The sequence below is a fragment of the Proteus vulgaris genome (genome assembly GCF_011045815.1).
GTDB classification, from domain to species: domain Bacteria; phylum Pseudomonadota; class Gammaproteobacteria; order Enterobacterales; family Enterobacteriaceae; genus Proteus; species Proteus vulgaris_B.
The window spans coordinates 3,276,075-3,301,125 of the sequence record NZ_CP047344.1 but is presented as its reverse complement, the minus strand read 5'-3'; the positions used below and the strand labels follow the sequence as shown (position 1 = coordinate 3,301,125).

Here is a 25,051-nt window from a genome sequence, read left to right as displayed (position 1 = left end):
AATTCGCTAAAAATTATCGATTATTTATAAAAATAGCAAGTTGATTGAATTTTATGACGCAAATGAGCTTTTTTATGTTATTTTAATAAGTCTTGTCTTTTAAGGTAAGAGTTACCCTGTTATTGGTTCATTTAAATAACAGGGGTAATTACAGCTTATTTAGTTTTATCTACCCCAATATTAGGAAGAAAAATGGTGAAAATACCTAACAGTGGGAGATAAGCGCAAATATGATAGACATATTCAATACTCTTCTGATCTGCAATATATCCTAAGACTGCAGCACCAATCCCTCCCATCCCAAAAGCAAGCCCAAAGAAAAGCCCTGAAACCATGCCTGTTTTACCCGGAATTAACTCTTGAGCGTAAACTAAGATAGCAGAAAATGCTGAAGCTAAAATCACACCAATGAATACAGTAAGTACGCCAGTCCAGTACAAGCTGGCATAAGGGAGTATCAGTGTAAAAGGCGCAACACCTAAAATAGATCCCCAAATAACGTATTTTCTGCCAATTTTATCGCCTACAGGGCCACCAATCATGGTGCCAGCAGCAACAGCAAAAAGAAAAACAAACAGATGAATTTGGGCATTTTGTACTGAAACACCAAATTTATGTATTAAATAGAAAGTATAGTAGCTACTGATGCTTGCAAGATAAAAATACTTAGAAAAAATCAGAATAAGTAAAATAGCTAAAGAACCAAGTAGGGCTTTACGTGGCAGTGTTGCTGTGTTTTGGATGGTTTTGGGTTGTTTTTTCTGTACTTCTTGCTGGATTTTATACCAGCGACTTACTTGTAATAACACAACAATAGCTAATAGGGCAGCAAGAGAAAACCAACCAACATTACCTTTACCATAAGGGGCAATAATTAAAGCAGCTAAAAGAGGACCTAAGGAGCTACCTAAATTACCACCAACTTGGAAAAGGGATTGTGCTAGGCCATGTCTTCCACCTGATGCCATTCTGGCAACACGTGATGATTCAGGGTGGAAAACAGATGAGCCAGTACCCACTAACCCAGCAGCAAGTAATAACATGGGGAATGTATCAGCAAAGGCGAGGAGAATAAGTCCTGTTAGCGTAAAGCCCATACCAATAGGTAATGAGTAGGGTTTAGGATATTTATCAGTATAGAGACCAATAAAAGGTTGCAATAAGGATGCAGTAATTTGGTACGTTAAGGTGATCATCCCTATTTGTACAAAGCTTAAAGAGAACTCTGATTGCAACATAGGGTAGATAGCTAATATCAATGATTGGATCATATCATTGAGAAGATGTGAAAAGCTGATAGCCGTTAAAATACTAAAAACCGTATTACGCTTATTGGCTTTTCGTTGTAAAGTTTCGGCTTCTTCTATAGGAAGCGTTGGATCACTATTGCTCATTTTAATTCCCTGTCACATCATTTTGTTAATAAATTGTTTCTGTTTTTATTAATCTAGTTTACATCTATTTGGAATAGAGTACTTTTGTGAGAAATAGAATTTGATTCATGTCTCAAAAAAACTATTGGATCAATGAAATAATAAAAAAATTATATAACCTACGTCATAAAATACAGCAAAAGTATTTAACTTCTGTCTTATTTTTCTACAGTAGAACCATGGCAGAACCTTCTCAATAAATAATATACATGGGGATATACCATGAGCTTATCTTTTAAATTATCGGCATGCGCATTGACCGTTTCTTTAGCTATGGCGCCAGCGTTGTCTCAGGCATGGGAAAAGGATAAAACCTACGAAATTACTATTTTGCACACCAATGATCATCATGGACATTTTTGGCATAACGATCGTGGCGAATATGGATTAGCAGCACAGAAAACTGTGGTTGATAATATCCGTGACGAGGTGGCTAAAAAAGGTGGTAGCGTACTGCTGTTATCAGGTGGTGATATCAATACCGGTGTTCCAGAATCTGACTTACAGGATGCTGAGCCTGATTTTAAAGGTATGAACCTTGTAGGTTATGATGCAATGGCTCTGGGTAACCATGAGTTTGATAATCCTTTAGAGGTTTTACGCCAACAAGAAAAATGGGCTACATTCCCATTCTTATCTGCCAATATTTATCAAAAGAGCACCGGTGAGCGTTTATTTAAGCCTTATACCATTTTTGATAAACAAGGTGTAAAAATTGCTGTATTAGGTTTAACCACAGACGATACTGTACGTATCGGTAACCCTGCAAACTTCCCAGACACTGAATTCCGTAAACCTTCAGATGAAGCAAAAAAAGTTGTTGAGGAGTTACGTACCACAGAAAAACCAGACATTATCATCGCGGCAACACATATGGGTCACTATGATGATGGTAACCATGGTTCTAACGCTCCGGGTGATGTTGAAATGGCGCGTGCGTTACCAAAAGGGTATCTTGATATGATTGTGGGTGGTCACTCACAAGATCCTGTCTGTATGTCTCAAGAGAACAAAAACTATAAACAAGCTGATTATGTACCGGGAACACCGTGCGCACCAGATAATCAAAATGGTACATGGATTGTTCAAGCCCATGAATGGGGTAAATATGTTGGACGTGCAGACTTTGAATTCCGTAATGGTGAATTCACGCTAAAACACTACCAATTAATCCCAATCAACTTAAATCAAAAAGTGAAGAAAGACGATGGCACAACAGAACTTGTCTACTACACTAAAGAAATCCCTCATAATCCTGAAATGATGAAATTGCTGACGCCTTATCAAGAAAAAGGTGGTGAACAACTCAATGTTAAAGTCGGTGAAGTGGTTGGTAAACTGGAAGGCGATCGTAGTAAAGTTCGTTTTGTTCAAACCAATATGGCGCGTTTATTGTTATCAGCACAAGCTGAGCGTGCTAATGCTGACTTTGCCATTATGAGTGGTGGTGGTGTGCGTGATTCTATCGAATCTGGCGATATCACTTATAAAGATGTATTAAAAGTTCAACCATTCGCGAATGAACTGGTTTATGTTGATTTTAAAGGTGAAGAAGTTGAACCTTACTTATCAGCAGTAGCTTGCATGAAAGTTGACTCAGGTGCTTATGCACAGTTCTACAATGTTAGTTTAACTGTTGATGCTGATTGCAAAGTTAGTGATGTTAAAATTGCGGGCAAACCATTAGATAAAACTAAGACTTACCGTATGGCGACATTAAACTTTAACGGTATTGGTGGCGATGGCTATCCTAAGATCGATGTTCACCCAGGTTATGTTAATACTGGTTTCGTGGATGCAGAAGTGTTGAAAGGTTATATTGAAGCACATTCTCCACTGAAAGCCGCAGACTTTGAACCGAAAGGTGAGATTGTTTATAAAAAATAGTTCTCATTAGGAGATATTATTTTTGTCATATTGATAAAAGCAGAAAAGGCGACATTCATGTCGCCTTTTCTTTTGCTTTAAGAATAGTAAATCGCATTAATTTCTTATTTTGAGGGTGAGCCTTAAAATAAAAAATCGACAATAATCAAGGCTCCTTGCGGATCAGTGCAAATTGAGCTCCTAATACGGTAGCGAGATCTTTAGCTGATAATTCAATATCTAAGCCACGTTTACCACCAGAAACAAAAATAGTGTTAAATTCAAGTGCTTGTTCATCAATTACAGTGGGCAGCCGTTTTTTCTGACCTAATGGGCTTATTCCACCCACTAAATAACCTGTTACTTTTTGTGCAATTTGTGGATCTGCCATATCTGCTTTTTTCGCTTTAAAGCACTTAGCGACAAGCTTTAAATCTAACTGACCGGAAACAGGAGTGACTGCAACTGCTAGATTTTTTGTATCACCATTTAAGGCGACTAAAAGTGTTTTAAAAACTTGACGATTATTCAAGCCCAGTTTTTCAACGGCTTCATCACCAAAATTATGAACATTAGCATCATGTTCATAAGGATGGAGGATAAATTTAATTTTCTGTTTTTCCAATAAGTTTACAGCGGGAGTCATAGTTATTCCTACTCAGAAGGTTTTATGCTTGATGTGTTAATAAATCAATTAAATTCTCTTCACCAAATAAATGAAGAGCACCTACAGTGACCACATAGCGTCCGGCCGGTAATTTTAATAATAGATTAGCCCATTTTTGGTTACGACTTTCCATTAAAATATCAAATACCGCTTTGCTAAAGGTGTTTGGTAAAGGAGGCTGTTTTTCTCGACTATTATAATTTAACCACCAATTAATCATGATTTGCAATGTGCGTGCATTATCGTGCCAATTTTTTAGAGTATCTTCGAGTAATTGCTGACCATCGTGAGGGAAGTTCAATAATAATGCGACCTGATTTTCAATACCTTCCAGCTCTATAATATTTTTTTTGTACTCATTAGCATGTTGAATGACTTGATAATCAATGCCATGTTGAGGTTCTAAACCCAACTGCATTGCTTGGGTAGATTGCATAATAAGGGCAATTTGCCAAAGGGGTTTATTTTCAATTTGGTAAAGAGAAAGGGAGAGCGCTTCGCAATGCTGTGTAATTTGAGAAAAGAGAGGTTCGCTTATGCGAGTTTCAAGAGGCTCTCTAAAAAGGGAAGATTGATCAAAAGGTTGTACTTCTGTTGAAATATCGGCTTCAACAATAACAGCATCTGCTTTTTTTATTTCATTTATAAGTACATTAGATAGCGGTGTCATTGTTGGAACACCCATATGGATACTACCCACAAGGTGCAAAGAGACATTATTAGGTAGCATAATATCAACAGCGGGGTAAGGGTAATGGGTCGTGTTTTTTATCCCAACCCAGTGTTTGATTTTCTGAAAAATACCCGTCATTGATATGCTCCTTAGGGATTGAATCGCAAGGTTTTAGCATAACGGATTTGAAAGGGAATGAAACAACGAAAACCAAGCTTTACTTAGTTTTCGCTGTTTTTACTTTATTTACCAACTAATACCGATACCACCAGCTGAAACAAAACTATTTGAATCATTCCATGCTGTTGAAGCTCTGACTTTAACATTTTCATTAATACGATACTGCATGCCCCAAGCAAGAGCAGTGGCATTACGATAATTACCTATGCCAATAGCGGTACTAAATGTAGCAGAATCGGTAAAAGGTAAATTACTCATTGCAGCTACAGACGCAATACCTTGGTTGGCGCGTTTTTCTACTTTATAAAAATGGTTGTTTGTTTCTGATTTAAAGTGGTTAAAATCATTTTCGAGTACATCGAGTTTGCTGTTAGTGGCAACATCTTTAGTATACAATTTTGAAAAGTGACCCGTTATATCACTGGTATAATCGGCAATATCTAAAGTGTTTAAGTATTTATCTACTTTTTCTTTATTATGAGTGATGTCAGTTTTATTTTGCTCAATATTTTCTTTGTTACTTTTTATATCGATTTTATTTTGCTCAGTAATTTCATTGTTATTTTGTATGTCAATTTTATTTTTCTCAGTAATTTCTTTGTTATTTTTTATATCAATTTGATTTTGTTCAGCAATTTCTTTATTTTCTAATATTTTATTTTTATTTTTTATTGTTTCTATTATGTTGTTTTCAGTTATTGATTTTATTTTATTATGATTTAGACTTGCTTCATATTCAATATTGCCTGACAACATAACTAAATCAAATAAAGTTGCATTCTTTTCAAGATTATCATTTATGTTATTATATTCTGATATAGTATCGTTATTCCTGTAATCTTTTGTTATTATCACATGATGCTCACTGTTTAAATTATAGTTTTTAATTATGTTGGCTATGTTAGTTGAGCGCTCTTTGATAGTAGGATTATTAGCTGTATCAGTAACGAATGTCTCTATGTTTTCAAAAAAATAAGATAAGTTAAGGCGTTCTAATTCATTTAAGTTTTTAATAATAATTTTACTCTCATTTTCTATTATTTTGCTATATAAAACAGGATCATTATGAATTAAATAGTTATCAGTTAATTCATTAAATATTTGAGTGTTTATTAATATATTACTATTATATGATTTATCATCAACAGAGTAACCAGAACCTATTGAATAAATAAATCTTTTTGAAAATATTTTTTTACTATTTTCGTAAATTTCTTTTTGGGGATAGATTGGATTGAAGTGTTTACTATATGATTTTCTAATATGATAAAAATCATCCAATTCTGATTCTGATATTTCATTATACATATCAGGATAATAATTGCCAAGAGACTCGTGTTCTACTTCTAAGTTTAAGTCAGTATTAATATAAGATAACGCACTGGTGGAATATATAAATGATAATAATATAATGAATAGATTTCTAAGTTCCATTTATAAACCTTTTTAATGTTGAAATGTAAATTTCTATTTTAAATTTAGATTTAATTATTAACAATAATATATTAATTAACAGCTTATTTTTGTTTCTTTTTTATAAGAATGTGTTTTATATATGAATTAATAAAAATGAATGAAATATTTATAATATATTGCTATTCTAGCACTAAGAGGGCGGAGTAATGACTCTCTTGTATAATGAGAAATTCCTCTTTGACTGGCCGATAGAAATATCGGCTTTTTTTTAACCTTTTGAAAATATTAATAATCATTAATGAATAGCAATAAAAAACCGCTTTTACCGAGAAGCAAAAGCGGCTTAAATATAATATTTCTTGATGATTTTAAAGGTTATTGCTTAGGCTTGAAACGCAATAGACGGTTTGCATTACTGACAACGGTGATTGAAGACAGCGCCATTGCTGCACCTGCGACCACGGGGTTAAGTAATGTCCCTGTCAGTGGATATAAAATACCCGCTGCAATAGGGATCCCTAAGCTGTTATAAACAAAGGCACCAAATAAATTTTGCTTCATATTACGCAATGTCCCTTTTGAGATCTCAACCGCATCGGCAACACCATGCAAACTGTGGCGCATTAAAGTAATTGCCGCAGTTTCTATGGCAATATCACTGCCTCCACCCATGGCAATACCAACGTCAGCTTTCGCGAGAGCAGGAGCATCATTAATACCATCACCTACCATTGCCACTCGATGACCTTGTGCTTGAAGCTCTGTAATGGCTTGCGCTTTGCCTTCAGGCATAACACCTGCAATCACTTGATCAATACCCGCTTCTTTTGCAATAGCATTTGCGGTAATCGGATTATCACCTGTTAACATTACTAAGCGATAACCTTGATTATGCAAGCGTTGTAGTGCACTGACGGTGTCTTCTCTTAACGGATCTCTAATAGAGAGAAGTGCCGCAACTTTACCTTCTTGAGCAAGTAAAACAGGAGTAACACCTTTTGCTGCTTGAGAATCGATAAGTGTATTGATTTCACTAATATCAATGCCCGATTCTCTCATCAGTTTAGGGTTACCCAATAGAACAGTTTTACCTTTGATCTCGCCTGTTAATCCCATACCCGCTAAGGTGCGGAACTGATTAATCTCAGGTAATGATATACCTTCAGCCCGTGTTAAAATTGCCTTCGCTAATGGGTGATTAGAACCGTTTTCAAGTGATCCCGCTAATGCCAATGCTTCCTCTTCACTGACTTGATTGAAGGTATGTATTTCAGTTACCTGTGGCAATCCTTCTGTTAAGGTACCTGTTTTATCAAAGACTAAAGTATCAAGTTTACTCGCTTGTTGAAGAGCATCTGCATCACGAACTAAAACACCATATTCCGCTGCTCGACCTACACCTGAAATAATTGACATTGGCGTTGCGAGACCCAGAGCGCAAGGGCAGGCGATAATTAACACAGTTGTGATGATCACGAGTGCATAAGTGATTTGAGGCGATGGGCCAAAGAAGTACCAAATAGCGCCAGCAATTAAGGCAATCGCGACAACAACAGGAACAAATACACTTGAAATTTTATCAGCCAACTGGCCAATTTCAGGTTTACTACTTTGTGCTTGGCGAACTAATTTAATGATGCGCGCCAATGTTGTTTTGCTTCCTACTGCGGCAGCTTTAAATAAAACCGAGCCATCTTGCACGGTTGTTCCTGCATGAATGAGATCGCCAATGGTTTTTTGCTGAGGGATAGGCTCTCCCGTCAGCATTGCCTCATCCATCCACACTTCACCTTGAATGATTTCACCATCAACAGGCACTTTATCACCCGTTGCTAACCGCAAAGTCATGCCTTGTTTGACATCAGCTAATGGCATATCGACTTCGCCATTTTCAGTGACAACTCTTGCTGTGTGCGGTGTTAAGTCTAATAGACGTTCTAGTGCTTTAGATGAACGTTGGCGCGCACGTTGTTCAAGCATATGACCTAAGTTGATTAAACCGATGATCATTGCACTGGCTTCATAATAGAGATGTCGAGCTTGAGCGGGGAATATTTCTGGCCATAAATTCACTGTAATAGAATAGAGCCACGCTGTTCCTGTTCCTAATGCAACAAGGGTATCCATTGTTGCACTGCGGTTTTTTAAGCTTTGCCATGCACTACGATAAAAATGTCCACCCGCAACCACCATTACAAAGAGTGTTGCAATACCAATACCCAACCAAATACTATGATTTGCTTCGGTAAGCATCATGTTATCGCCGATCATTCCCCAAATCATAACGGGAAGACCAACGACTAACGCAAGTGCAGCTTGCCAACGAAAACGCTTCATATTTGCTACCGCAACTTCTTGCTGGCGTTCTCTTCGTTTTACATCATCTTGAATAATTTCAGCGCCATAACCCGCTTTTTCGATAGCGTTAACAAGTGCATCATGATTGATGTCACCGGTTACTAATGCACTGCGTTCTGCAAGGTTTACACGCACATTCTCAACACCATCAACAGATTGTAATGCTTTGTGAACCTTGTTTACGCAACTTGCACAGGTCATGCCATCAATTAAAAGCTGAACACTGCTGTCATCGTCAGTGTCTATTTCTGGGCTAATTTCAATGTCAGAGTTTTCAACTGGAATGTCACAAATAGCCGCTGACGATGCATCCAGTTGTGCATGCGTTTGCGCCAGCGGCTCAGTTTTTGGGAAATCAGTACCTGCTAGTTGTGCTTCAAAACCAGCATCTTTAATGGCAGTTACTAATGTCTCTGCGGTGGCTGTTCCGATTACTTTTGCATGAGTTAATTCAACTTCAGCGCTATCAACGCCTGTTGTAGCTTCAAGCGCTTTTTTGACTGAACCGATACAATGGCCACAATTTAAGCCTGAAAGGGTTAAATGAATTGTGTTATCTGTGGGGGCTAAACTGGCTTGAAAACCTTCTGCTGTAATTGCTGTAATTAAGGTATCCGCAGTAGCATTGCCAAAAACTTCAGCTGACTCTTTTGTTACATTAACAGCTACTACACCTTCAATGGCTAATAATGCTTTTTCGGTTTTACCTACACACTTCATGCAGTTAAGACCACTTAAGCTTAATTTTACATCAGGCTGTGTTGCAATTTTAGCTTCATAACCCGCGTCTTCAATTGTTTTGATTAAACTTTCAGCAGTTGCATCACTGTCAATTTTAGCGTATTGAATAGTTACATTTGACTGTTCTATATCATTGCGAGCATCAAGTGCTTTTTTTACACTGTTAACACAGTGGGAGCATGAAAGCCCTTGTAATGTGAGTAGCGTAGTTTTTGCCATGTTAGTTGTCTCCGAAATAAAAAGCGTTACCTCTATTATTGCGCAATATCCGGTAACTTGCTTTCTTTAAAGGTTTTTTCTTATCAGAGATAAAGGCTAAACCTTTCCGCTAGGGGAAGGTCAAGGGGGAATTTTGAATATTAGTGAAATCGCAAATAAAACAGGATTAACAGCTAAAGCCATTCGGTTTTATGAAGAAAAAGACTTGATTACACCCCCAGGAAGAGGTGAAAACGGTTATCGCTATTATCAGGCGCAACATATTGAAGAATTAACATTATTGCGACAAGCCAGAGAGGTTGGTTTTAACCTAGAAGAGTGTCGTGCATTATTAATGTTATTAAGAAATCCATCACGACATAGTGCTGATGTGAAAGAAGCGACCTTAAAAAAGGTGGCTGAAATTGAGAAGACGATTAATGAACTTAACGCAATTCGTCAACGTCTTCTCTTGTTAGCCAGCGAATGTCCTGGCGATGATGGTGCTGATTGCCCTATCATCAACCATTTGTCAGGGTGTTGCCACCATCAGAAGTAGTTGGTTTAAGTGGAATAACGTGTAAAGTAATGCCATCAATAGCAATCACTTCTACCTGATCACCCGCTTGTAATGGCGTGTCTGAATAAACACGCCAGCTACCATCCGCTAATTTTACACGGCTAAACCCATTTTCCGTATCTGATGATAAAACAGCATGAACACCAATCAATTGATGACTTTTCTGATTTAAGTTCTCAGCTTCTTTTGATTGTTTTCTGCGTTTAAGCCAAAGGTGCCAAAGTACAGCACTAATAACTGTTAATATCGCAAATAAAACACCTTGAATAGGCCAGTTAATAGGTAGCACCCATGCGAGTAAAGAAACGCACAATGCTGCCATTCCTGACCATAAAAGGTATCCTGCCGTTCCTAGCATTTCTGCAATTAACAGCAAGCCACCAAGACAAAGCCAGAAAAGTGCGGGGTGGGCACTAATCCATTCAATCATCATTAATTACTCTTGTTACCAGAGTCATTCTTTTTGGTATTAAGGAGCTCTGAAATACCACCAATTGCGCCCATTAAATTACTGGCTTCTAGTGGCATCATTACAACCTTACTGTTGTTGGCTGAGCCAATTTGTGCGAGTGCATCCGTGTATTTTTGAGCAACAAAGTAGTTAATTGCCTGCATATCACCTTTAGCAATTGCTTCAGATACCATTTGTGTTGCTTTAGCTTCAGCTTCTGCGGCACGTTCACGGGCTTCTGCTTGTAAGAATGCAGATTGACGCTCACCTTCAGCTTTCAGAATTTGTCCTTGTTTCTCACCTTCTGCTTTTAAAATAGCGGCTTGACGAATACCTTCAGCTTCAAGAATATCGGCACGTTTAGTACGTTCAGCTTTCATCTGAGCATTCATTGCAGAAATCAATTCTTTTGGTGGACGAACATCACGAATTTCAATACGGGTGATTTTGATACCCCAAGGGTTGGTTGCATCATCCACAATGAGTAAAAGACGGCTATTGATTTGGTCACGTTGAGAAAGAATTTCATCAAGTTCCATTGAACCTAATACTGTACGGATATTCGTCAGTGTTAAGTTGATAATAGCAAGTTCTAGATTGTTAACTTCATAAGCCGCTTTAACTGGGTCGATTACTTGAATAAAGCAGACTGCATCGATGCTGACGTTGGCGTTATCACGAGAGATCACTTCTTGAGAAGGGATATCAAGGACTTGTTCCATCATATTGATACGACGACCGACACGATCGACAAATGGAATAAGAATTTGGAGGCCCGGAGTAAGAGTACGAGTATAACGACCAAAACGTTCGACAGTCCACTGATAACCCTGTGGAACGGTTTTAACACCGCTTAAAACCAAAATAATAGCGAATAAGATGATAATACCAATGACTATTTCCATATATCTGTCCTAAGTCTGCTTTTATAAGAAAATAAAACTAATAAAGTAAAGAATACACCATACGGCGATATTTAGACGCTAAATTATCATTAGTACCTAAGGCAGATAAAATATCCATCAGTGTTTTCTTAACTTGCCCATCACCTGCATTTAAGTCTTTTTTGATAAAACTAAATAGCAATTCTAATGCTTCTTCATTACGGGCGACGTCATGCAATTTTAGTGCAAGTTGAATAGCAATATCGGTATTTGCAGGTTGTTGGTTAAAATCATTTTGTAATTGCTGGATTTCTGGAGTATCAGCTGCTTGTTTTTGTAATTCAATTTGTGACAGTAAACTATGATAATAACTGTCTTGATCTTGTAATGGGATAGTGCTTAACAGTGTTTGTGCCTCTTCATTTTTATTTAAAGAAATAAGAGCACCCGCTAAAGCTAGTGTAATTTCACTGTTTTTAGGCGCGAGTTGATGTGCTTCTTTTAATAAAGGTAAAGCTTCATCCGCTTTTCCTTCTGAAAGAAGTTGCGCTGCTTGCGCCGCTTTTAGCTCTTCAGGTTTTGGTAATACATTGGCTAAAACTTGGCGGACTGCTTCTTCAGGTTGAGGGCCTTGGAAACCATCGACAGGGCGACCTTCTTGCAAAATATAAACAGTTGGGATCGCACGTAGACCAAATTGTGAGGCAATCATTTGCTCTGCATCGCAATCCAATTTAGCTAAAATAAATTGATCAGCAAATTCGGCTGCCAGTTTATCTAATGTTGCGCCAAGTTCTGCACAATGAGGGCTATGTTCTGAATAGAAATACATCATGACTGGTTTGGTCATGGACTGTTCTATAACTTGTTGAATATTTGATTCATTTACATCAACAATATGTGCAGTTGCTAACATTAACTTGTCCCTTTTTGAGAGTTTTAAATATAGATGCGATTTATAACGCTATTTCATTAATAAGTAAGGGTGAAACCAAAAAAATCAAGCCTTACCACTTTGGCGACTTAAAATTGCATCCATCAAGGTATCAGGTAGAAAACGTTTTAATATTCTGACAGCATAAGTTAATAGCGTTACGGGATAACGTATCTTAGGTTTTGGGTTTTCTAAAGCGTGGATAAGCTTTTTCACTACATCTTCAGGTGTTAATGTGAAACGACTCGCAATCCCTGGGTTTTTTACGGGTTTATCTTTTTCAGCTTGGTTCACATTTTCTGTAAAGCAGGTTCGTATCGGGCCTGGCTCAATTAAACTGACTTTAACACCCGTATGCGCGATTTCCATTCTTAGCGCATCAGACCATGCTTCTACAGCATATTTACTGGCTGCATAGGCACCCCGACCCGGCGTTGAAATAATTCCCATCACAGAGCTCGTTTGAATAATACGCCCTTCACCGTGGGGTAACATTGCAGGCAAGAGTAAGGTAGTGAGTTGGTGTAAGCCAAAAAAGTTAGTCGAGAACTGTTTCTCCATTTGTTGGCGAGTAATGGCATCTAGTGGACCATAAACACCAAACCCACCGTTATTAAATAATCCATATAAACGACCATTTGTTAGATGAATAACCTCTAGAGCAGCATTTTTAACACTTTCTGCATCATCAAGATCAAGATAAATAGGTTCTAATCCCAGTGTTTCCATGCGTTTAAGATCTTCATCTTTACGGCAAGCGGCAAGGACTCGATAGCCTCTTTTCTTAAGCGCTTTAGCTGCACAAAGCCCTATTCCACTAGAACTTCCTGTAATCAATACCGTTTTTTGCATAATTTTACAATTAATCTCGTTTAATCTACGTTAACTACTGTCAGAATAGTCTAACGTGTTAAGTAAGGGGATAATGTTTTATCCATCCATTGCGCAATAAAAGGCTGAGCATCTTCATTGGGATGTATACTGTCGTTTTGCATCCACTCAGGCTTATCTGCGATTTGCTCCATATAAAAAGGAAGCAGAGGAAGTGCATTTTCTTCAGCAAGTTTAGGATAAATCGCTGAAAAGGATTGTGTATAACGTTTACCATAATTAGGTGAAATCATTATTTGCATAAAAAGTGGGGTTGCACCCGACGCTTTAACTTGTGTAATGATGTTTTGTAACGCGTCTTTTGTTTGTGCAACAGGGTATCCCTGTAAGCCATCATTTGCACCTAATTCAATTAAAACCCAACGTGGTTGATGCTGTTTTAATAAATCAGGCAGTCTATTTTGACCCTGAAATGCAGTTTCACCACTGATACTTGCATTAATAACATTAATTTCAGGGTGAGTTGTTTTCCATTTATCAGCAAGGCGCTGTGGCCATGCACTCTCAAGAGGAAGACGATAACCTGCACTCAAGCTGTCACCAAAGATTAAAAAGGTATCAGCAGCAATCGCCTTAAAGCTAAGCATCATCATAACGATAAGGAAAAATGTATGTCGACGGAAAAGGTTCTTGAAGTTCATCAGTTAACCAAACAAGTAGGACAAGGTGATAGTCAGATCTCTATATTGCAGGGTGTTGAGTTAGTTGTCGAGCCTGCACAAACAATTGCGTTAATTGGTGAGTCAGGATCGGGTAAATCGACATTGTTAGGAATTATTGCCGGACTTGATGATGGAAGTGCTGGCAGTGTGAAATTAATGGGGCAAGATCTCACAAATATGGATGAAGAAGCGCGTGCAAAACTGCGTGCTAAACATGTTGGGTTTGTTTTTCAATCCTTTATGTTAATTCCGACATTGAATGCACTCGAAAATGTGCAATTGCCCGCATTATTAAAAGGTGAGTCCGAAAAACACAGTTATGCTCGTGCGGTAGATTTACTTAAGCTGCTAGGATTAGGGGAACGCTTGCACCATATGCCAGCACAACTATCGGGTGGTGAACAACAACGAGTGGCACTGGCTAGAGCGTTTTGTACTCAACCTGCTATTCTTTTTGCTGATGAACCAACAGGAAATTTAGATCGTAAAACGGGAGATAAAATTGCTGATTTACTGTTTTCCCTCAATCGAGATTATTCAACAACATTGATTTTAGTGACTCATGACAATGAGCTTGCAGCTCGTTGTCAGCGACGTTTACGATTAGTTGATGGACAACTTAAGGAGGAGTCATGATTTGGCGTTGGTTCTGGCGTGAATGGCGTTCTCCTGCATTATTAATTGTTTGGCTTTCTTTAGCACTTGCAGTCGCTTGTGTGCTTGCTTTAGGACGCATAGGTGATCGTATTGATAAAAGTATTTATGCCCAAAGTCGAGACTTAATCGCGGGTGATTTAGTACTACGAGCATCTTATCCCGTTGATGAAAACTGGCTTACTGAGGCGAAAAAAATGGGGTTAACTCTCAGTCGCCAAATGCAATTTACTACAATGTCTTATGCCCCAGAAGGAGATACACCACAGCTTGCATTAGTTAAAGCTACTGATAATTTATATCCACTTTATGGCGAATTAGAAACAGAACCTGCGGGCTTGAAACCAGAAAAAGGAACTGCGCTTGTTGGCGCCAGATTACTGGAGCTGTTGGATATAAAAGTTGGTGATGAAATTGATGTAGGCGACGCTACATTTACAATCAGTGGTGTATTGATTCAAGAGCCTGATAGTGGCTTCAATCCCTTCCAAATAGCGCCACGTATTTTAATTAATCTTGATGATGTTGAATCAACCGGTGCAGTACAACCGGGGAGTCGCCTAACTTATCGTTATATGTTAGCGGGTAATGAGTCAGTAATTGATAGTTATCAACAACGCTTTGATCCTCTATTAAAACCCGATCAGCGTTGGAATAGTTTAAAACAAGACAGCGGTGCGCTCTCACAATCGATGGAAAGAGCAAAGAACTTTCTTCTACTCTCAGCTCTATTAACGTTACTGCTCGCAATATCGGCAGTAGCAGTTTCAATGGCACACTATTGTCGTAGCCGTCATACCTTAATTGCGGTACTAAAAACCTTAGGTGCAGATAAACACGCATTGCGAAAATGGATAGTAGGGCAATGGAGCGTTATTCTTGTCGGAGCCGTTATTGTTGGTTCATTGGCGGGACTTCTCTTTGAAAGCATTCTGCTACAAATTTTAGCACCTGTTTTGCCTAAACGTTTGCCTGATGCGAGTTTTTTACCGTGGTTTTGGTCAGTGGGCTCTTTATTGTTAATCGCCTTATTAACAGGATTAAGGCCTTACTATCAGTTAATGGCAACCCAACCTTCTCGTGTATTAAGAAGTGATACCACAGCATCGATCTGGCCTCTGCGTTTTTATTTACCACTCGTAGCATTAATTGTTATCGGTACTTTAACGCTTTTTGCCGGAACTGGGGTTTTATTGTGGTCAATTCTATTTGGCATCGTTGTTATCGCTTTTTTACTGGGTGTTATTGGTTGGCTTGGGTTGTGGATATTAAAGCAGTTTAAATTTCGCCAACTTAGTGCTCGGTTGGCGGTAACACGCTTGTTGCGACAGCCTTTTCAAACCATGACTCAACTGGCTGCTTTTGCACTTTCATTTATGTTGTTAACGCTATTGGTGCTGATCCAAGGTGATTTATTAGATAAATGGCAAAAACAGTTACCAGAAGATAGTCCTAATTATTTTCTGATTAATATGTCCGCACCTCAAGTCCAAGAAGTTAACACCCTATTGGCACAACATAATGTCGAACCTACAGATGCCTATCCTGTAGTCTTAGCGCGCTTAACGCAGATTAATGAGAATAATGCCAAAGAGTGGGCTGATAAACGTGATGCAGGTAATAATACAGTGCGCCGTGAGCTTAATTTAACGTGGCACAGTGAATTGCCTAAAGATAATGTGATTGTAGAAGGAACATGGCCACCTGTTGGTAATGGTGTTTCTCTTGATCAAGGTGTTGCCAAGCAACTTGAGATTAAACTGGGCGATGAATTAACTTTTGTGGGAGATACTCGAGAGTTTAAGTCAGTTGTGACGAGTATTCGCCATGTCGATTGGGAAAATATGCGGCCTAACTTCTTCTTTATTTTTTCTGAAGAAGGATTAAATAATCAACCAGAAAAATGGATGAGTAGTTTTTATTATAATGGAGATGGTGCATTAATTACGGCGCTTAATCGACAATTCCCGACCGTAAGCGTGTTAGACACAGGCGCATTAATTCAGCAAGTTCAACAAATCTTACAGCAAGTCAGTCGAGCATTGGAGATAATGGTTGGGTTGGTGATGATTTGTGGCGCATTATTATTAATTGCCCAAATTCAAGTAGGAATGACACAACGGCGTATTGAGCTGGTGGTTTATCGCACATTGGGAGCTGGTAAATTATTATTACGACGTACACTTTGGGCGGAGTTTGCTTTATTGGGCTTAATGGCGGGTTTAGCCGCAGCAATTGGCGCTGAAATGGCATTAGGTCTATTGCAGAAATTCGTATTTAATTTTCCTTGGCAACCTCAATGGGGAATGTGGTTTACTGTACCTATTATCGCGGCACTTTTATTGTCGTTGTGTGGCAGTATTTTAGGTGTAAGGCTTTTGCAAGATAAAGGGCAATACCGCCGAATTCAAGGTGAGTAGTGAAAAGAAACAAGAGCTATAAATAGAGTTAAATAAAAATGCTGATATCATCAAATATCAGCATTTTTTTATGGAAAAAATAAAGAATTATTCTTTTATAACATAAGCATAAATACGCTTACTACCATCATCTTCATTATAAATATAAACACCTTGAAGCTCTGTTGAAAAACCCGGAAGTTGGTTAATGGTGACTTCAAGGGCTTGAAAATAACGTAACACAGCACCTCCCCAAATTTCACCGGGAACTGTGCATAAAACACCCGGTGGATAAGGTAAAGCACCTTCTGCAGCAATTCTGCCATCTAATTGACTTAAAGGTAAAAATTCTACATTGCCACGCACAAATTCAATATTAGCTTGTTGAGGGCTTAGCGCTCGTTTAGGGAAATGATTTTTCCTAAACATTTGTTTTTGCAGTAACTTTATATTGTATTTGATACAAATATCATGCATTTCCTGACAGAGTTGACGCAATGTATAACCCTGATAACGAGATTGATAACGACGACAAATAGAAGGTAATACCTGTTCTAATGGGAAGTCATCAATTAGCAGTTTTTCAAATCTTATAATTAATGAAATTAAGCGCTCAAATTTATCATTATGTTCTGCAGGTGTGAGCAAAAATAAAATAGAATTTAAATCACTTTTTTCAGGAATAACGCCATGTTCCCGTAAATAGTTTGCCAAAATAGATGCTGGCACACCAAAGGGTTCGTATTCTCCAGTATGAGGATCGATCCCCGGTGTTGTAAGCATTAATTTGCAAGGATCAACAAAGTATTGATTGGTGGCATAACCTTCAAATGAGTGCCAATTATCATTAGGAATAAAGTTGAAAAAGCGTTGATCGTGAGCGATTTCATCTGTGTTGTGATCTTGCCAAGCAATGCCATCAACAACTTCAGGAATAAATGGCTTAATAAATTGGCATTGTCTTAGTAAGGATTTACGAGCCTCTATACCTTGTTTAACACAATTCATCCACATTGCTTCACCGCTTTTGCCCGAATGCATCTTTGCGTTGACATCAAGAGCGGCAAAAAGTGGGTAAAAAGGGCTGGTGGATGCATGCATCATAAAGGCATTATTCATACGCTTATGATTAACATATCGAGATTGCCCTTTGATATGTGCATCTTTTTTATGGATCTGAGAGGTTTGTGAAAAGCCGGCTAGTTGCTTATGAACAGATTGAGTGACGAGAATACCGGGATCGTTCTCATTAAGCGCCAGCAACAAAGGCGAACACTGTTTCATCATTGGGATAAACTGTTCATAACCGACCCAAGCGGAATCAAATAAAATGTAATCACAAAGATGACCAATTTTATCAACAACTTGTCTTGCATTGTAAATAGTACCGTCATAAGTACCTAGTTGAATAACGGCTAAACGAAAAGGACGCTTATCGAATTGGCGTTCAGGTATAATCTCTGCAATTTGTTGGCGTAAATAGCTCTCTTCAAAGCAATGCGCATCAATACCACCGATAAAACCAAAAGGGTTGCGAGCTGTTTCTAAATAAATAGGGGTTGCACCCGCTTGAATAAGTGCACCATGGTGATTGGATTTATGATTATTTCTATCAAATAACACTAAATCATTTGGTGCCAGCAATGCATTTAAGGCAACTTTATTCGAAGAGGAAGTTCCATTTAAGACAAAATAGGTTTTATCTGCATTAAACACTTGTGCTGCAAAGGATTGTGCATCGTAGGGCGCACCTTCATGAATAAGTAAATCCCCCATTTCCACATCAGCATTACAGAGATCAGATCGAAATAGATTCTCACCAAAATATTGATAAAACTGCTCACCAGCAGGATGGCGTCGGAAAAACTCGCCGCCTTGATGTCCGGGGCAATCAAAAGCAACATTTTTTTCGGCAACATAATTGACTAAGCGTGAGAAAAACGGTGTAGTCAGATTTTCTTCATATTGATGGGCTGCTTTATTGATCAAAATACTATTTTTTTGATGTGCACTTTCATCTGTAATGACAACACCTGAAACTTGATTAAGCAAGTCAGCACCGATGGTATCGTTAAGATCAACAGCAATAAAGACAGGTAATTCAAAGCCTGTTTGTTGAATACGCGCTAATTCACCTGACTCAATATCTGGCAATGATAATATTACCGCTGATACTTGTGTTAAATTTGCATCAACAATATCAATAATAGGGCGTTCACACGAAAAATAGTGTGAAAGCGAGAGGCGACATGCCAACTTCATTTTTTTCATTACACACACTTGTGTTTAATCAATCGGAGAATTGGCGAACAATATACTTGGTTGTGAATATGATTGGAATGGATTAAAGCAATAATATTGACAATCTTATGCACAATAAATGCATAAATCACCATCATTGGCGATTGGTAAATGGATAAGTTTATAAGAGGCTAAACTTATCCATTTCTATTATTGTGGGGTAGAAGATGATTTTTCGATATAAATTGTTTGAGATGGGAATGCAAAGTCAGCGCCATGTTTATGCACAATCTCAATCATCTTCAAATAGACTTCTTGCTGAGCTTCAAGCCACTGTGCCCAGACAGTTGTTTTGGTAAAACAATACACCATGATATTGAGTGAAGAGTCTGCGAATTGATTAAAATAGACTAGCAAAGTTTGTTGCGTATCAATTTTGTCATTTTGCATTAGCATGGTGCGAATATCTTCAACGATCACACCAATTTTATCTGAATCTTCGTAACGTAAACCGAGTTCAGTTTCAATACGTCGATTAGTCATTCGTCCCGGATTTTCAACACTAATGGAGGAAAAAATTGAGTTAGGAATATAAAGAGGTCGATGGTCGAAGGTAATAATTTTAGTAATACGCCAACCAATTTCTACTACCGTACCTTCAATATTACGATCAGGTGAGCGCACCCAGTCACCAATATTAAAAGGGCGATCGAAATAGAGCATAACCCCAGAAAAAAGGTTACTGAGCACATCTTTACTTGCCATACCAATGGCAATACCACCTAATCCGCCAAAAGTCATTAAGCCAGATAAGCTCATACCAAAATGTTCACCAAACAATAAGATGATGATGACAAAAAGGCTGATTTTAAATATCCGAGAAATAATACGGGCAGAAGTGGGATCACTACCTTTTTTGATCTGTGATTGCTCTAGTCTATTAATAAGTAAGAAAAACTTACGCATTAAAACTAAGGCGATGCCAACGTAAGTAAAGAAGTTAATCATCCTAAAAGAGATAAAATGGAGATTAAAATCAACAACAGCCATTTCACAGTATTGGCTTAAGATAATCACTAAACTACAAAGGAAGATGGCTTGGCTAATATGAATAATAATATTTCTACGACGTTTTTTCTTTTTGTCATGAAAAAGAGAGACGGCGACAAAACCAACAAAACAGGCTAAAGCAATCCCTACACCTATTGAGTATTTTATTATTAATGCATCATTCATCAGCTTAACATCTCCTTAGAAAATGCGTTTGTATAATACAAAATCTATTACCATGTTTATTTAATCGCTATTTTTTGTGTTCACTAGCATGCTGAAATTTAGGGTAAGTCGGTGGTTTCATAAAGAGTGTTACCGCTAGGATCAATAGTACAGGTACGGTTAAAATTAAGAATGCAGGAGTAAAACTTCCTGATATGTCTTTTATTGCACCTGCAAAGAACGGCGCTAAACAAGCAAGAGTCGAAATTAAATTCATGACTGAAAATAGTTCAAGGTAAGGAGAGCGACCAAAGTAGTTAGCCAGTAATATACTTGATGCTAAAAAGGTCATGCCATAGCCGATACCGACACAAACCGTAAACAGGATCAGGTAAACCCAAGAGTTTGCCATACTGAGTGCTAACAGCCCAATAATGATAATACTTAAACTAGCAATAAGTAATTTTTTAGGCTCTAGCCATTCACCAATCGCACCACCGGCTAAGCGTGAGAAAGCGTTGATAAATGCCATGCTACTTAATAAGGTTGCGGCAATGGTTTCACCAAAGCCATTTTCAATAATATGAGCAACAGCAAAACTATTAACGGTAATACCGCACCATAAAAAAGCGGTATAAGTGGCAGCGATAACATAAAATTGCCATGTTCTCAAAGCATGGCGTGCCGTCCAAATTTCTTTAGTTTGATAGATGCGTTTTGTGCTTTGGAGTTGGCTAATTCTTTTAGCATGTTCTTGCTCTTTACTTCCTTCTCGTAAAAAGAGAATAGTGAAAAGAGTAATAACGGTAAGCGTAATCGCTGAAATAAGCCAATGCATACGCCATGTATGCCATAAATGTGTGGCTAAAAAGTAGATCCAAGGCCCCGCTACACCACCTAATCCGCCAATAGTAAAATAAACACCGAAGGCAAAAGATTGTTTTTCAAATAAGCGAGAAATTACATAAGTTCCGGGTACTGTTGCAAGTAAGGTAAAACCAATACCTAATAATGCTGTACCAAGGAAATATCGTGCAATGGTGTAGGTTTCATAAAGAAAATAAAAACCGCTAACGAAAATGATCAGCCCAATAAGAAGGGTAAAGCGAACACTTAATTTACGAATAAGTAAGGTGGGTAAAAAACTAGCAAGACCACAGGTTAATCCTAATAACGTAAAACCAAGGCCCGCTTGTGTCCAATTCCATTCTAGCTCACTTATCATGCTAGGAAGAACGACACCCAAAGATGTAAATGTGGTTGCGGTAGCTAAAAAATAGACCAAACCCAGTAATATCAGCATACTCCACTGATAAATGGGTCCAAAACTCTGTTGTGTGGCTTGCATCCTGACTCCATCAAACGGGTGCAGTAACCTGAATAATCAGGAGAAAATAGCGAATAACAGACCTCTTTAATCAAGGTCTGTTCATTTAAAGGCTATTATTCTCTAACTTTATGAGTCGGACTGCTAGCTTAATTTTTCTAAAGCCCATTGGATGGGTTTTTGATAGGTATCATCAAGCATAAGATTCAATGATTTAAGTGTGTCTTTCAGCGGTTGGTTATCACGATGAACAAGATTGAGATGACCCACTTTACGCACAGGGCGAACTTCTTTTTCATACCAATGTAAATGCACTAAAGGTAATGAAAGCCATTGAGGATTGATATCAGTACCAATCAAATTAACCATCACTGCGGGTTGGCAAACTTCAGGTTTTGGCATCGGTAAATCTAAGATTGCACGTAAATGTAACTCAAATTGGCTAATTGAGGCGCCATTTTGTGTCCAATGTCCACTGTTATGAACTCGTGGTGCTAATTCGTTGATGAGTAATTTATTACCGACAATAAAACACTCCATTGCCATTACACCGACATAATCGAGTTTATCAAGAATAGATGTCAGCATTTTTTCTGCTGATTGTTGTAATTCTGGGTCAGGTGTTGGTAATGCAACACTCATACGTAAAATGCCATCTTGATGAAGGTTATGTGTTAAAGGATAAAATACACAATGACCTTTTTTATCTCTGGCTCCAACTAAGGACACTTCACCAGAAAAGGGAATACCTTGCTCAACAATGCATTCACCATAAATTTCAGCGGGTAATTGTTGTTCTTCACCTGGGTGAATTCGCCATTGTCCGCGGCCATCATAACCACCAACACGACGTTTCACGATAATAAAATCACCTAACTGAGAAAAAATATCAGGCCATTGTGCTGGGGATGTTAAGGCTTGCCAAGGTGCAGTAGCTAGGCTTAGTTCATCAAGAAGTTGTTTTTGAGGCAATCTATCTGCAAGTAAAGGGAAAATATCACGGTTAACAAAGTTAGTATGACGTTCTAATTCTTTTGTTAATGCTGTTTCTGGCCAACGTTCAATTTCTGCAGTAATAATGCTCTTTTGATAGGGAACAGCTTCAGGTTCTGCATCTAATCCTACAGGGTAAACAGCAATACCTAAAGGTTCACCTGCTTGTCTTAACATTCTACCTAATTGACCATTTCCAAGGACACAAACCGGTTTCATAGTGCCTCTCTTGGGTCTGGGTTATTTAATACATCGTCGGTTTGTGCTGTGCGCCATGCAGTCAGTGCGTCTAAAATAGCAGGAGAATGTAACGCCAAAATTTGAGCCGCTAATAAAGCCGCATTGGCAGCACCCGCTTTGCCAATCGCTAAGGTTCCTACTGGAATACCTTTTGGCATTTGCACGATTGAATAGAGGCTATCAACACCGCTTAATGCTGCACTTTGAACAGGAACACCGAACACTGGCACTAACGTTTTAGCTGCAAGCATTCCAGGTAAATGGGCTGCTCCTCCGGCACCTGCAATAATGACATCAAAGCCATTACTTTTTGCGTTTTCAGCAAAACTAAATAACTTATCAGGGGTGCGGTGTGCAGAGACAATCTCAACATGGTAAGGAATGTGCAGTGCATCTAATACATCAGCAGCATGAGACATGGTTGCCCAGTCACTTTTAGATCCCATAACAATGGCGATACGAGGAAAATCGGTATTTAGACCAACGTGAGAAGACATTACTTAACTGCTCCTGTAAGTATAAACGGATATAGCCTAATAAATTGTGAATGATAGTATCACGCTAACACGCCAAGGAAAACGTTTGCGTAAAGAAAAAAAAGGCTTTTTATAGAGAAAATAAGTGGAACAACTTAAAAGGGAAAATGGATCAGTTCTATTTTTTCAGCGGTGACTTTAAACATAGAACCTTCGGTATGCCAAGCACCCAATACACCACGATAGTGCGTTTTTCCTTCAATCTGGACAGTATGAACAGCTGGTCGGTGTGTATGTCCGTGGATCATCCATTGTGTATTGAAGTGTTTAAAGGTATCAATTACAGCTTGTGGGTTAACATCCATAATTGCATCTGATTTATATTGGTTTTCGTGTTGGCTACGAGAGCGCATTTTATCGGCAATTCGTAGTCGAACAAATAGAGGCAATAATAAGAATAGGCGCTGTATAAATTTATTATGCACTTTTTTACGGTAACGTTGATAAGCCTCATCATCCGTGCAAAGTGTATCACCATGTAAAATCAAGATATGATGTTGGTAAATTTTGAGCACTTTTTCTTGAGGAAGTAGAGTGATACCACTCTCTTTTGCGAAACGAGAGCCAATTAAAAAATCACGATTTCCATGAATAAAATAACAGGGAATACCTGCATTTTTTAGTGTCATTAGCGCTTGAGCAATTTGTTGATGTAAAGGATTAGGATCATCATCACCTATCCAAAAATCAAAAAAATCGCCTAAGATATAGAGCGCTTTAGCGTGAATGGCTTGCTCTTTTAGAAAGCGAAGAAAACCGGCAGTGATTGCCGGTTCATGTTCACTTAAATGCAGGTCTGCAATAAAAAGCGTACACATAAAGAGTAATGCTTATTCGCTAACCGTTACACTTTTAATGATGATATCTTCACGAGGAACATCTTGGTGGAAACCGCTACGACCTGTAGAAACCGCTTTAATTTTGTCGACAACATCCATTCCTTCAACAACTTCAGCGAAGACACAATATCCCCAACCATTCGCATTTTCAGCACGGAAGTTTAAGAAATCGTTATCTGCAACGTTAATAAAAAATTGTGCAGTCGCGGAATGTGGATCGTTAGTACGAGCCATCGCTAATGTACCACGATTATTTGCAAGTCCATTGTTTGCTTCGTTTCTAACAGGTGCTTTGGTTGCTTTTTGGTTCATACCAGGTTCAAAACCACCACCTTGGATCATAAAGCCATTGATGACACGGTGGAAGATAGTGTTATCGTAGAATCCTTCTTTACAGTAGTCTAAAAAATTTTCTACGGTTGCAGGTGCTTTGTCTGCAAATGTATTAATCACGATATCGCCGTAATTGGTATGAAAAGTAACCATATTCAGATCCTAATATAATTTTAGCTTTACCCAGATTTGGGCATAAACAATAGTCCCGTTTTTTATATCACAGTTGCCTTATTTAGTCAGTATTCATCTTTTTTTTGCCCGGCTTTTCTAATTAAACAGGCGTACAAAATAGGGAAAACACATTTTTCGCCAAAATTTAGCTCGATAACAGAAGTTT

The 25,051-nt window shown here is 38.2% G+C and carries 21 protein-coding genes; 4 read left to right on the top strand and 17 right to left on the bottom strand.

Features of this window, described 5'->3' with window-relative positions:
• Positions 1-155: 155 nt before the first annotated feature.
• On the bottom strand, positions 156-1,394 hold the full coding sequence (locus tag GTH24_RS15715) for an MFS transporter (RefSeq protein ID WP_072070129.1): 1,239 nt from the start codon (positions 1,392-1,394) through the stop codon (positions 156-158).
• 261 nt (positions 1,395-1,655) lie between these two features.
• Between GTH24_RS15715 and ushA the strand changes: the two genes are divergently transcribed.
• Entirely contained in the window at positions 1,656-3,320 is a 1,665-nt protein-coding gene (gene ushA, locus GTH24_RS15710) for a bifunctional UDP-sugar hydrolase/5'-nucleotidase UshA (RefSeq protein WP_072070128.1), read from the top strand.
• Between the two features lie 145 nt (positions 3,321-3,465).
• Here the strand turns inward: ushA and ybaK are convergent, their stop codons facing one another.
• From ybaK to copA, 4 genes are all read right to left on the bottom strand, one after another.
• Complete coding sequence (gene ybaK / locus GTH24_RS15705) at positions 3,466-3,945, bottom strand: Cys-tRNA(Pro)/Cys-tRNA(Cys) deacylase YbaK (RefSeq protein ID WP_164526677.1); 480 nt, start codon at positions 3,943-3,945, stop codon at positions 3,466-3,468.
• 22 nt (positions 3,946-3,967) lie between these two features.
• Positions 3,968-4,777, bottom strand: a complete 810-nt coding sequence (locus GTH24_RS15700) for a TraB/GumN family protein (RefSeq protein ID WP_115350797.1) — start codon at positions 4,775-4,777, stop codon at positions 3,968-3,970.
• Between the two features lie 108 nt (positions 4,778-4,885).
• The gene (locus GTH24_RS15695) at positions 4,886-6,253 is read right to left on the bottom strand and encodes a YadA-like family protein (RefSeq protein WP_164526676.1); all 1,368 of its coding nucleotides are present in this window, start codon (positions 6,251-6,253) and stop codon (positions 4,886-4,888) included.
• A gap of 357 nt (positions 6,254-6,610) precedes the next feature.
• Positions 6,611-9,553: a copper-exporting P-type ATPase CopA gene (copA, locus tag GTH24_RS15690; RefSeq protein WP_164526675.1), complete on the bottom strand. Its 2,943-nt coding sequence runs from the start codon at positions 9,551-9,553 to the stop codon at positions 6,611-6,613.
• Between the two features lie 133 nt (positions 9,554-9,686).
• On the opposite strand from copA, the gene cueR reads away from it, so the two are divergent.
• The gene (cueR, locus tag GTH24_RS15685; protein ID WP_072070124.1) at positions 9,687-10,091 is read left to right on the top strand and encodes a Cu(I)-responsive transcriptional regulator; all 405 of its coding nucleotides are present in this window, start codon (positions 9,687-9,689) and stop codon (positions 10,089-10,091) included.
• On the opposite strand, the gene GTH24_RS15680 is transcribed toward cueR, so the two are convergent.
• The 5 genes from GTH24_RS15680 to tesA form a co-directional block, all read right to left on the bottom strand.
• Positions 10,054-10,542, bottom strand: coding sequence for an NfeD family protein (locus GTH24_RS15680; RefSeq protein WP_072070199.1), 489 nt, complete (start codon positions 10,540-10,542; stop codon positions 10,054-10,056). The two genes, cueR and GTH24_RS15680, sit on opposite strands and share 38 nt — an antisense overlap.
• 2 nt (positions 10,543-10,544) lie before the next feature.
• On the bottom strand, positions 10,545-11,468 hold the full coding sequence (locus GTH24_RS15675) for an SPFH domain-containing protein (RefSeq protein WP_072070123.1): 924 nt from the start codon (positions 11,466-11,468) through the stop codon (positions 10,545-10,547).
• A gap of 37 nt (positions 11,469-11,505) precedes the next feature.
• The gene (locus GTH24_RS15670; protein ID WP_072070122.1) at positions 11,506-12,363 is read right to left on the bottom strand and encodes a co-chaperone YbbN; all 858 of its coding nucleotides are present in this window, start codon (positions 12,361-12,363) and stop codon (positions 11,506-11,508) included.
• An 84-nt stretch (positions 12,364-12,447) separates the two neighbouring features.
• A complete protein-coding gene (locus GTH24_RS15665) occupies positions 12,448-13,233 on the bottom strand; it encodes an SDR family oxidoreductase (RefSeq protein ID WP_072070121.1) in 786 nt (261 codons plus the stop codon).
• Between the two features lie 50 nt (positions 13,234-13,283).
• Positions 13,284-13,913, bottom strand: coding sequence for a multifunctional acyl-CoA thioesterase I/protease I/lysophospholipase L1 (tesA, locus tag GTH24_RS15660; protein WP_072070120.1), 630 nt, complete (start codon positions 13,911-13,913; stop codon positions 13,284-13,286).
• On the opposite strand from tesA, the gene ybbA reads away from it, so the two are divergent.
• Positions 13,884-14,570: a putative ABC transporter ATP-binding protein YbbA gene (gene ybbA / locus GTH24_RS15655; protein ID WP_164526674.1), complete on the top strand. Its 687-nt coding sequence runs from the start codon at positions 13,884-13,886 to the stop codon at positions 14,568-14,570. The genes tesA and ybbA overlap by 30 nt on opposite strands.
• Positions 14,567-17,008: a putative ABC transporter permease subunit YbbP gene (gene ybbP / locus GTH24_RS15650; protein ID WP_072070118.1), complete on the top strand. Its 2,442-nt coding sequence runs from the start codon at positions 14,567-14,569 to the stop codon at positions 17,006-17,008. The genes ybbA and ybbP overlap by 4 nt, the downstream gene beginning before the upstream one ends.
• An 87-nt stretch (positions 17,009-17,095) precedes the next feature.
• Here ybbP and GTH24_RS15645 read toward each other — a convergent pair whose 3' ends face one another.
• The 7 genes from GTH24_RS15645 to ppiB form a co-directional block, all read right to left on the bottom strand.
• Positions 17,096-19,258 (bottom strand): ornithine decarboxylase, encoded by a 2,163-nt coding sequence (locus GTH24_RS15645; protein WP_072070117.1) that lies wholly within the window; start codon positions 19,256-19,258, stop codon positions 17,096-17,098.
• 180 nt (positions 19,259-19,438) lie between these two features.
• Positions 19,439-20,464 (bottom strand): mechanosensitive ion channel family protein, encoded by a 1,026-nt coding sequence (locus GTH24_RS15640; RefSeq protein ID WP_115350792.1) that lies wholly within the window; start codon positions 20,462-20,464, stop codon positions 19,439-19,441.
• 67 nt (positions 20,465-20,531) lie between these two features.
• Positions 20,532-21,791: an MFS transporter gene (locus GTH24_RS15635; protein ID WP_115350791.1), complete on the bottom strand. Its 1,260-nt coding sequence runs from the start codon at positions 21,789-21,791 to the stop codon at positions 20,532-20,534.
• 123 nt (positions 21,792-21,914) lie between these two features.
• Complete coding sequence (purK, locus tag GTH24_RS15630; RefSeq protein WP_164526673.1) at positions 21,915-22,982, bottom strand: 5-(carboxyamino)imidazole ribonucleotide synthase; 1,068 nt, start codon at positions 22,980-22,982, stop codon at positions 21,915-21,917.
• The gene (purE, locus tag GTH24_RS15625; RefSeq protein WP_115350789.1) at positions 22,979-23,500 is read right to left on the bottom strand and encodes a 5-(carboxyamino)imidazole ribonucleotide mutase; all 522 of its coding nucleotides are present in this window, start codon (positions 23,498-23,500) and stop codon (positions 22,979-22,981) included. Before purE ends, purK begins: the two co-directional genes overlap by 4 nt.
• Before the next feature lie 134 nt (positions 23,501-23,634).
• Entirely contained in the window at positions 23,635-24,357 is a 723-nt protein-coding gene (gene lpxH, locus GTH24_RS15620) for a UDP-2,3-diacylglucosamine diphosphatase (RefSeq protein ID WP_072070114.1), read from the bottom strand.
• Between the two features lie 12 nt (positions 24,358-24,369).
• Positions 24,370-24,864: a peptidylprolyl isomerase B gene (gene ppiB / locus GTH24_RS15615; RefSeq protein WP_036934689.1), complete on the bottom strand. Its 495-nt coding sequence runs from the start codon at positions 24,862-24,864 to the stop codon at positions 24,370-24,372.
• Between the last annotated feature and the right edge of the window lie 187 nt (positions 24,865-25,051).

Bases quoted from the DNA above. Each gene is read 5' to 3' on its own strand.
- GTH24_RS15715 (WP_072070129.1), bottom strand. From the start codon at position 1,394: ATGAGCAATAGTGATCCAACGCTTCCTATAGAAGAAGCCGAAACTTTA.
- ushA (WP_072070128.1), top strand. From the start codon at position 1,656: ATGAGCTTATCTTTTAAATTATCGGCATGCGCATTGACCGTTTCTTTA.
- ybaK (WP_164526677.1), bottom strand. From the start codon at position 3,945: ATGACTCCCGCTGTAAACTTATTGGAAAAACAGAAAATTAAATTTATC.
- GTH24_RS15700 (WP_115350797.1), bottom strand. From the start codon at position 4,777: ATGACGGGTATTTTTCAGAAAATCAAACACTGGGTTGGGATAAAAAAC.
- GTH24_RS15695 (WP_164526676.1), bottom strand. From the start codon at position 6,253: ATGGAACTTAGAAATCTATTCATTATATTATTATCATTTATATATTCC.
- copA (WP_164526675.1), bottom strand. From the start codon at position 9,553: ATGGCAAAAACTACGCTACTCACATTACAAGGGCTTTCATGCTCCCAC.
- GTH24_RS15680 (WP_072070199.1), bottom strand. From the start codon at position 10,542: ATGATTGAATGGATTAGTGCCCACCCCGCACTTTTCTGGCTTTGTCTT.
- GTH24_RS15675 (WP_072070123.1), bottom strand. From the start codon at position 11,468: ATGGAAATAGTCATTGGTATTATCATCTTATTCGCTATTATTTTGGTT.
- GTH24_RS15670 (WP_072070122.1), bottom strand. From the start codon at position 12,363: ATGTTAGCAACTGCACATATTGTTGATGTAAATGAATCAAATATTCAA.
- GTH24_RS15665 (WP_072070121.1), bottom strand. From the start codon at position 13,233: ATGCAAAAAACGGTATTGATTACAGGAAGTTCTAGTGGAATAGGGCTT.
- ybbA (WP_164526674.1), top strand. From the start codon at position 13,884: ATGTCGACGGAAAAGGTTCTTGAAGTTCATCAGTTAACCAAACAAGTA.
- tesA (WP_072070120.1), bottom strand. From the start codon at position 13,913: ATGAACTTCAAGAACCTTTTCCGTCGACATACATTTTTCCTTATCGTT.
- ybbP (WP_072070118.1), top strand. From the start codon at position 14,567: ATGATTTGGCGTTGGTTCTGGCGTGAATGGCGTTCTCCTGCATTATTA.
- GTH24_RS15645 (WP_072070117.1), bottom strand. From the start codon at position 19,258: ATGAAAAAAATGAAGTTGGCATGTCGCCTCTCGCTTTCACACTATTTT.
- GTH24_RS15640 (WP_115350792.1), bottom strand. From the start codon at position 20,464: ATGAATGATGCATTAATAATAAAATACTCAATAGGTGTAGGGATTGCT.
- GTH24_RS15635 (WP_115350791.1), bottom strand. From the start codon at position 21,791: ATGCAAGCCACACAACAGAGTTTTGGACCCATTTATCAGTGGAGTATG.
- purK (WP_164526673.1), bottom strand. From the start codon at position 22,982: ATGAAACCGGTTTGTGTCCTTGGAAATGGTCAATTAGGTAGAATGTTA.
- purE (WP_115350789.1), bottom strand. From the start codon at position 23,500: ATGTCTTCTCACGTTGGTCTAAATACCGATTTTCCTCGTATCGCCATT.
- lpxH (WP_072070114.1), bottom strand. From the start codon at position 24,357: ATGTGTACGCTTTTTATTGCAGACCTGCATTTAAGTGAACATGAACCG.
- ppiB (WP_036934689.1), bottom strand. From the start codon at position 24,864: ATGGTTACTTTTCATACCAATTACGGCGATATCGTGATTAATACATTT.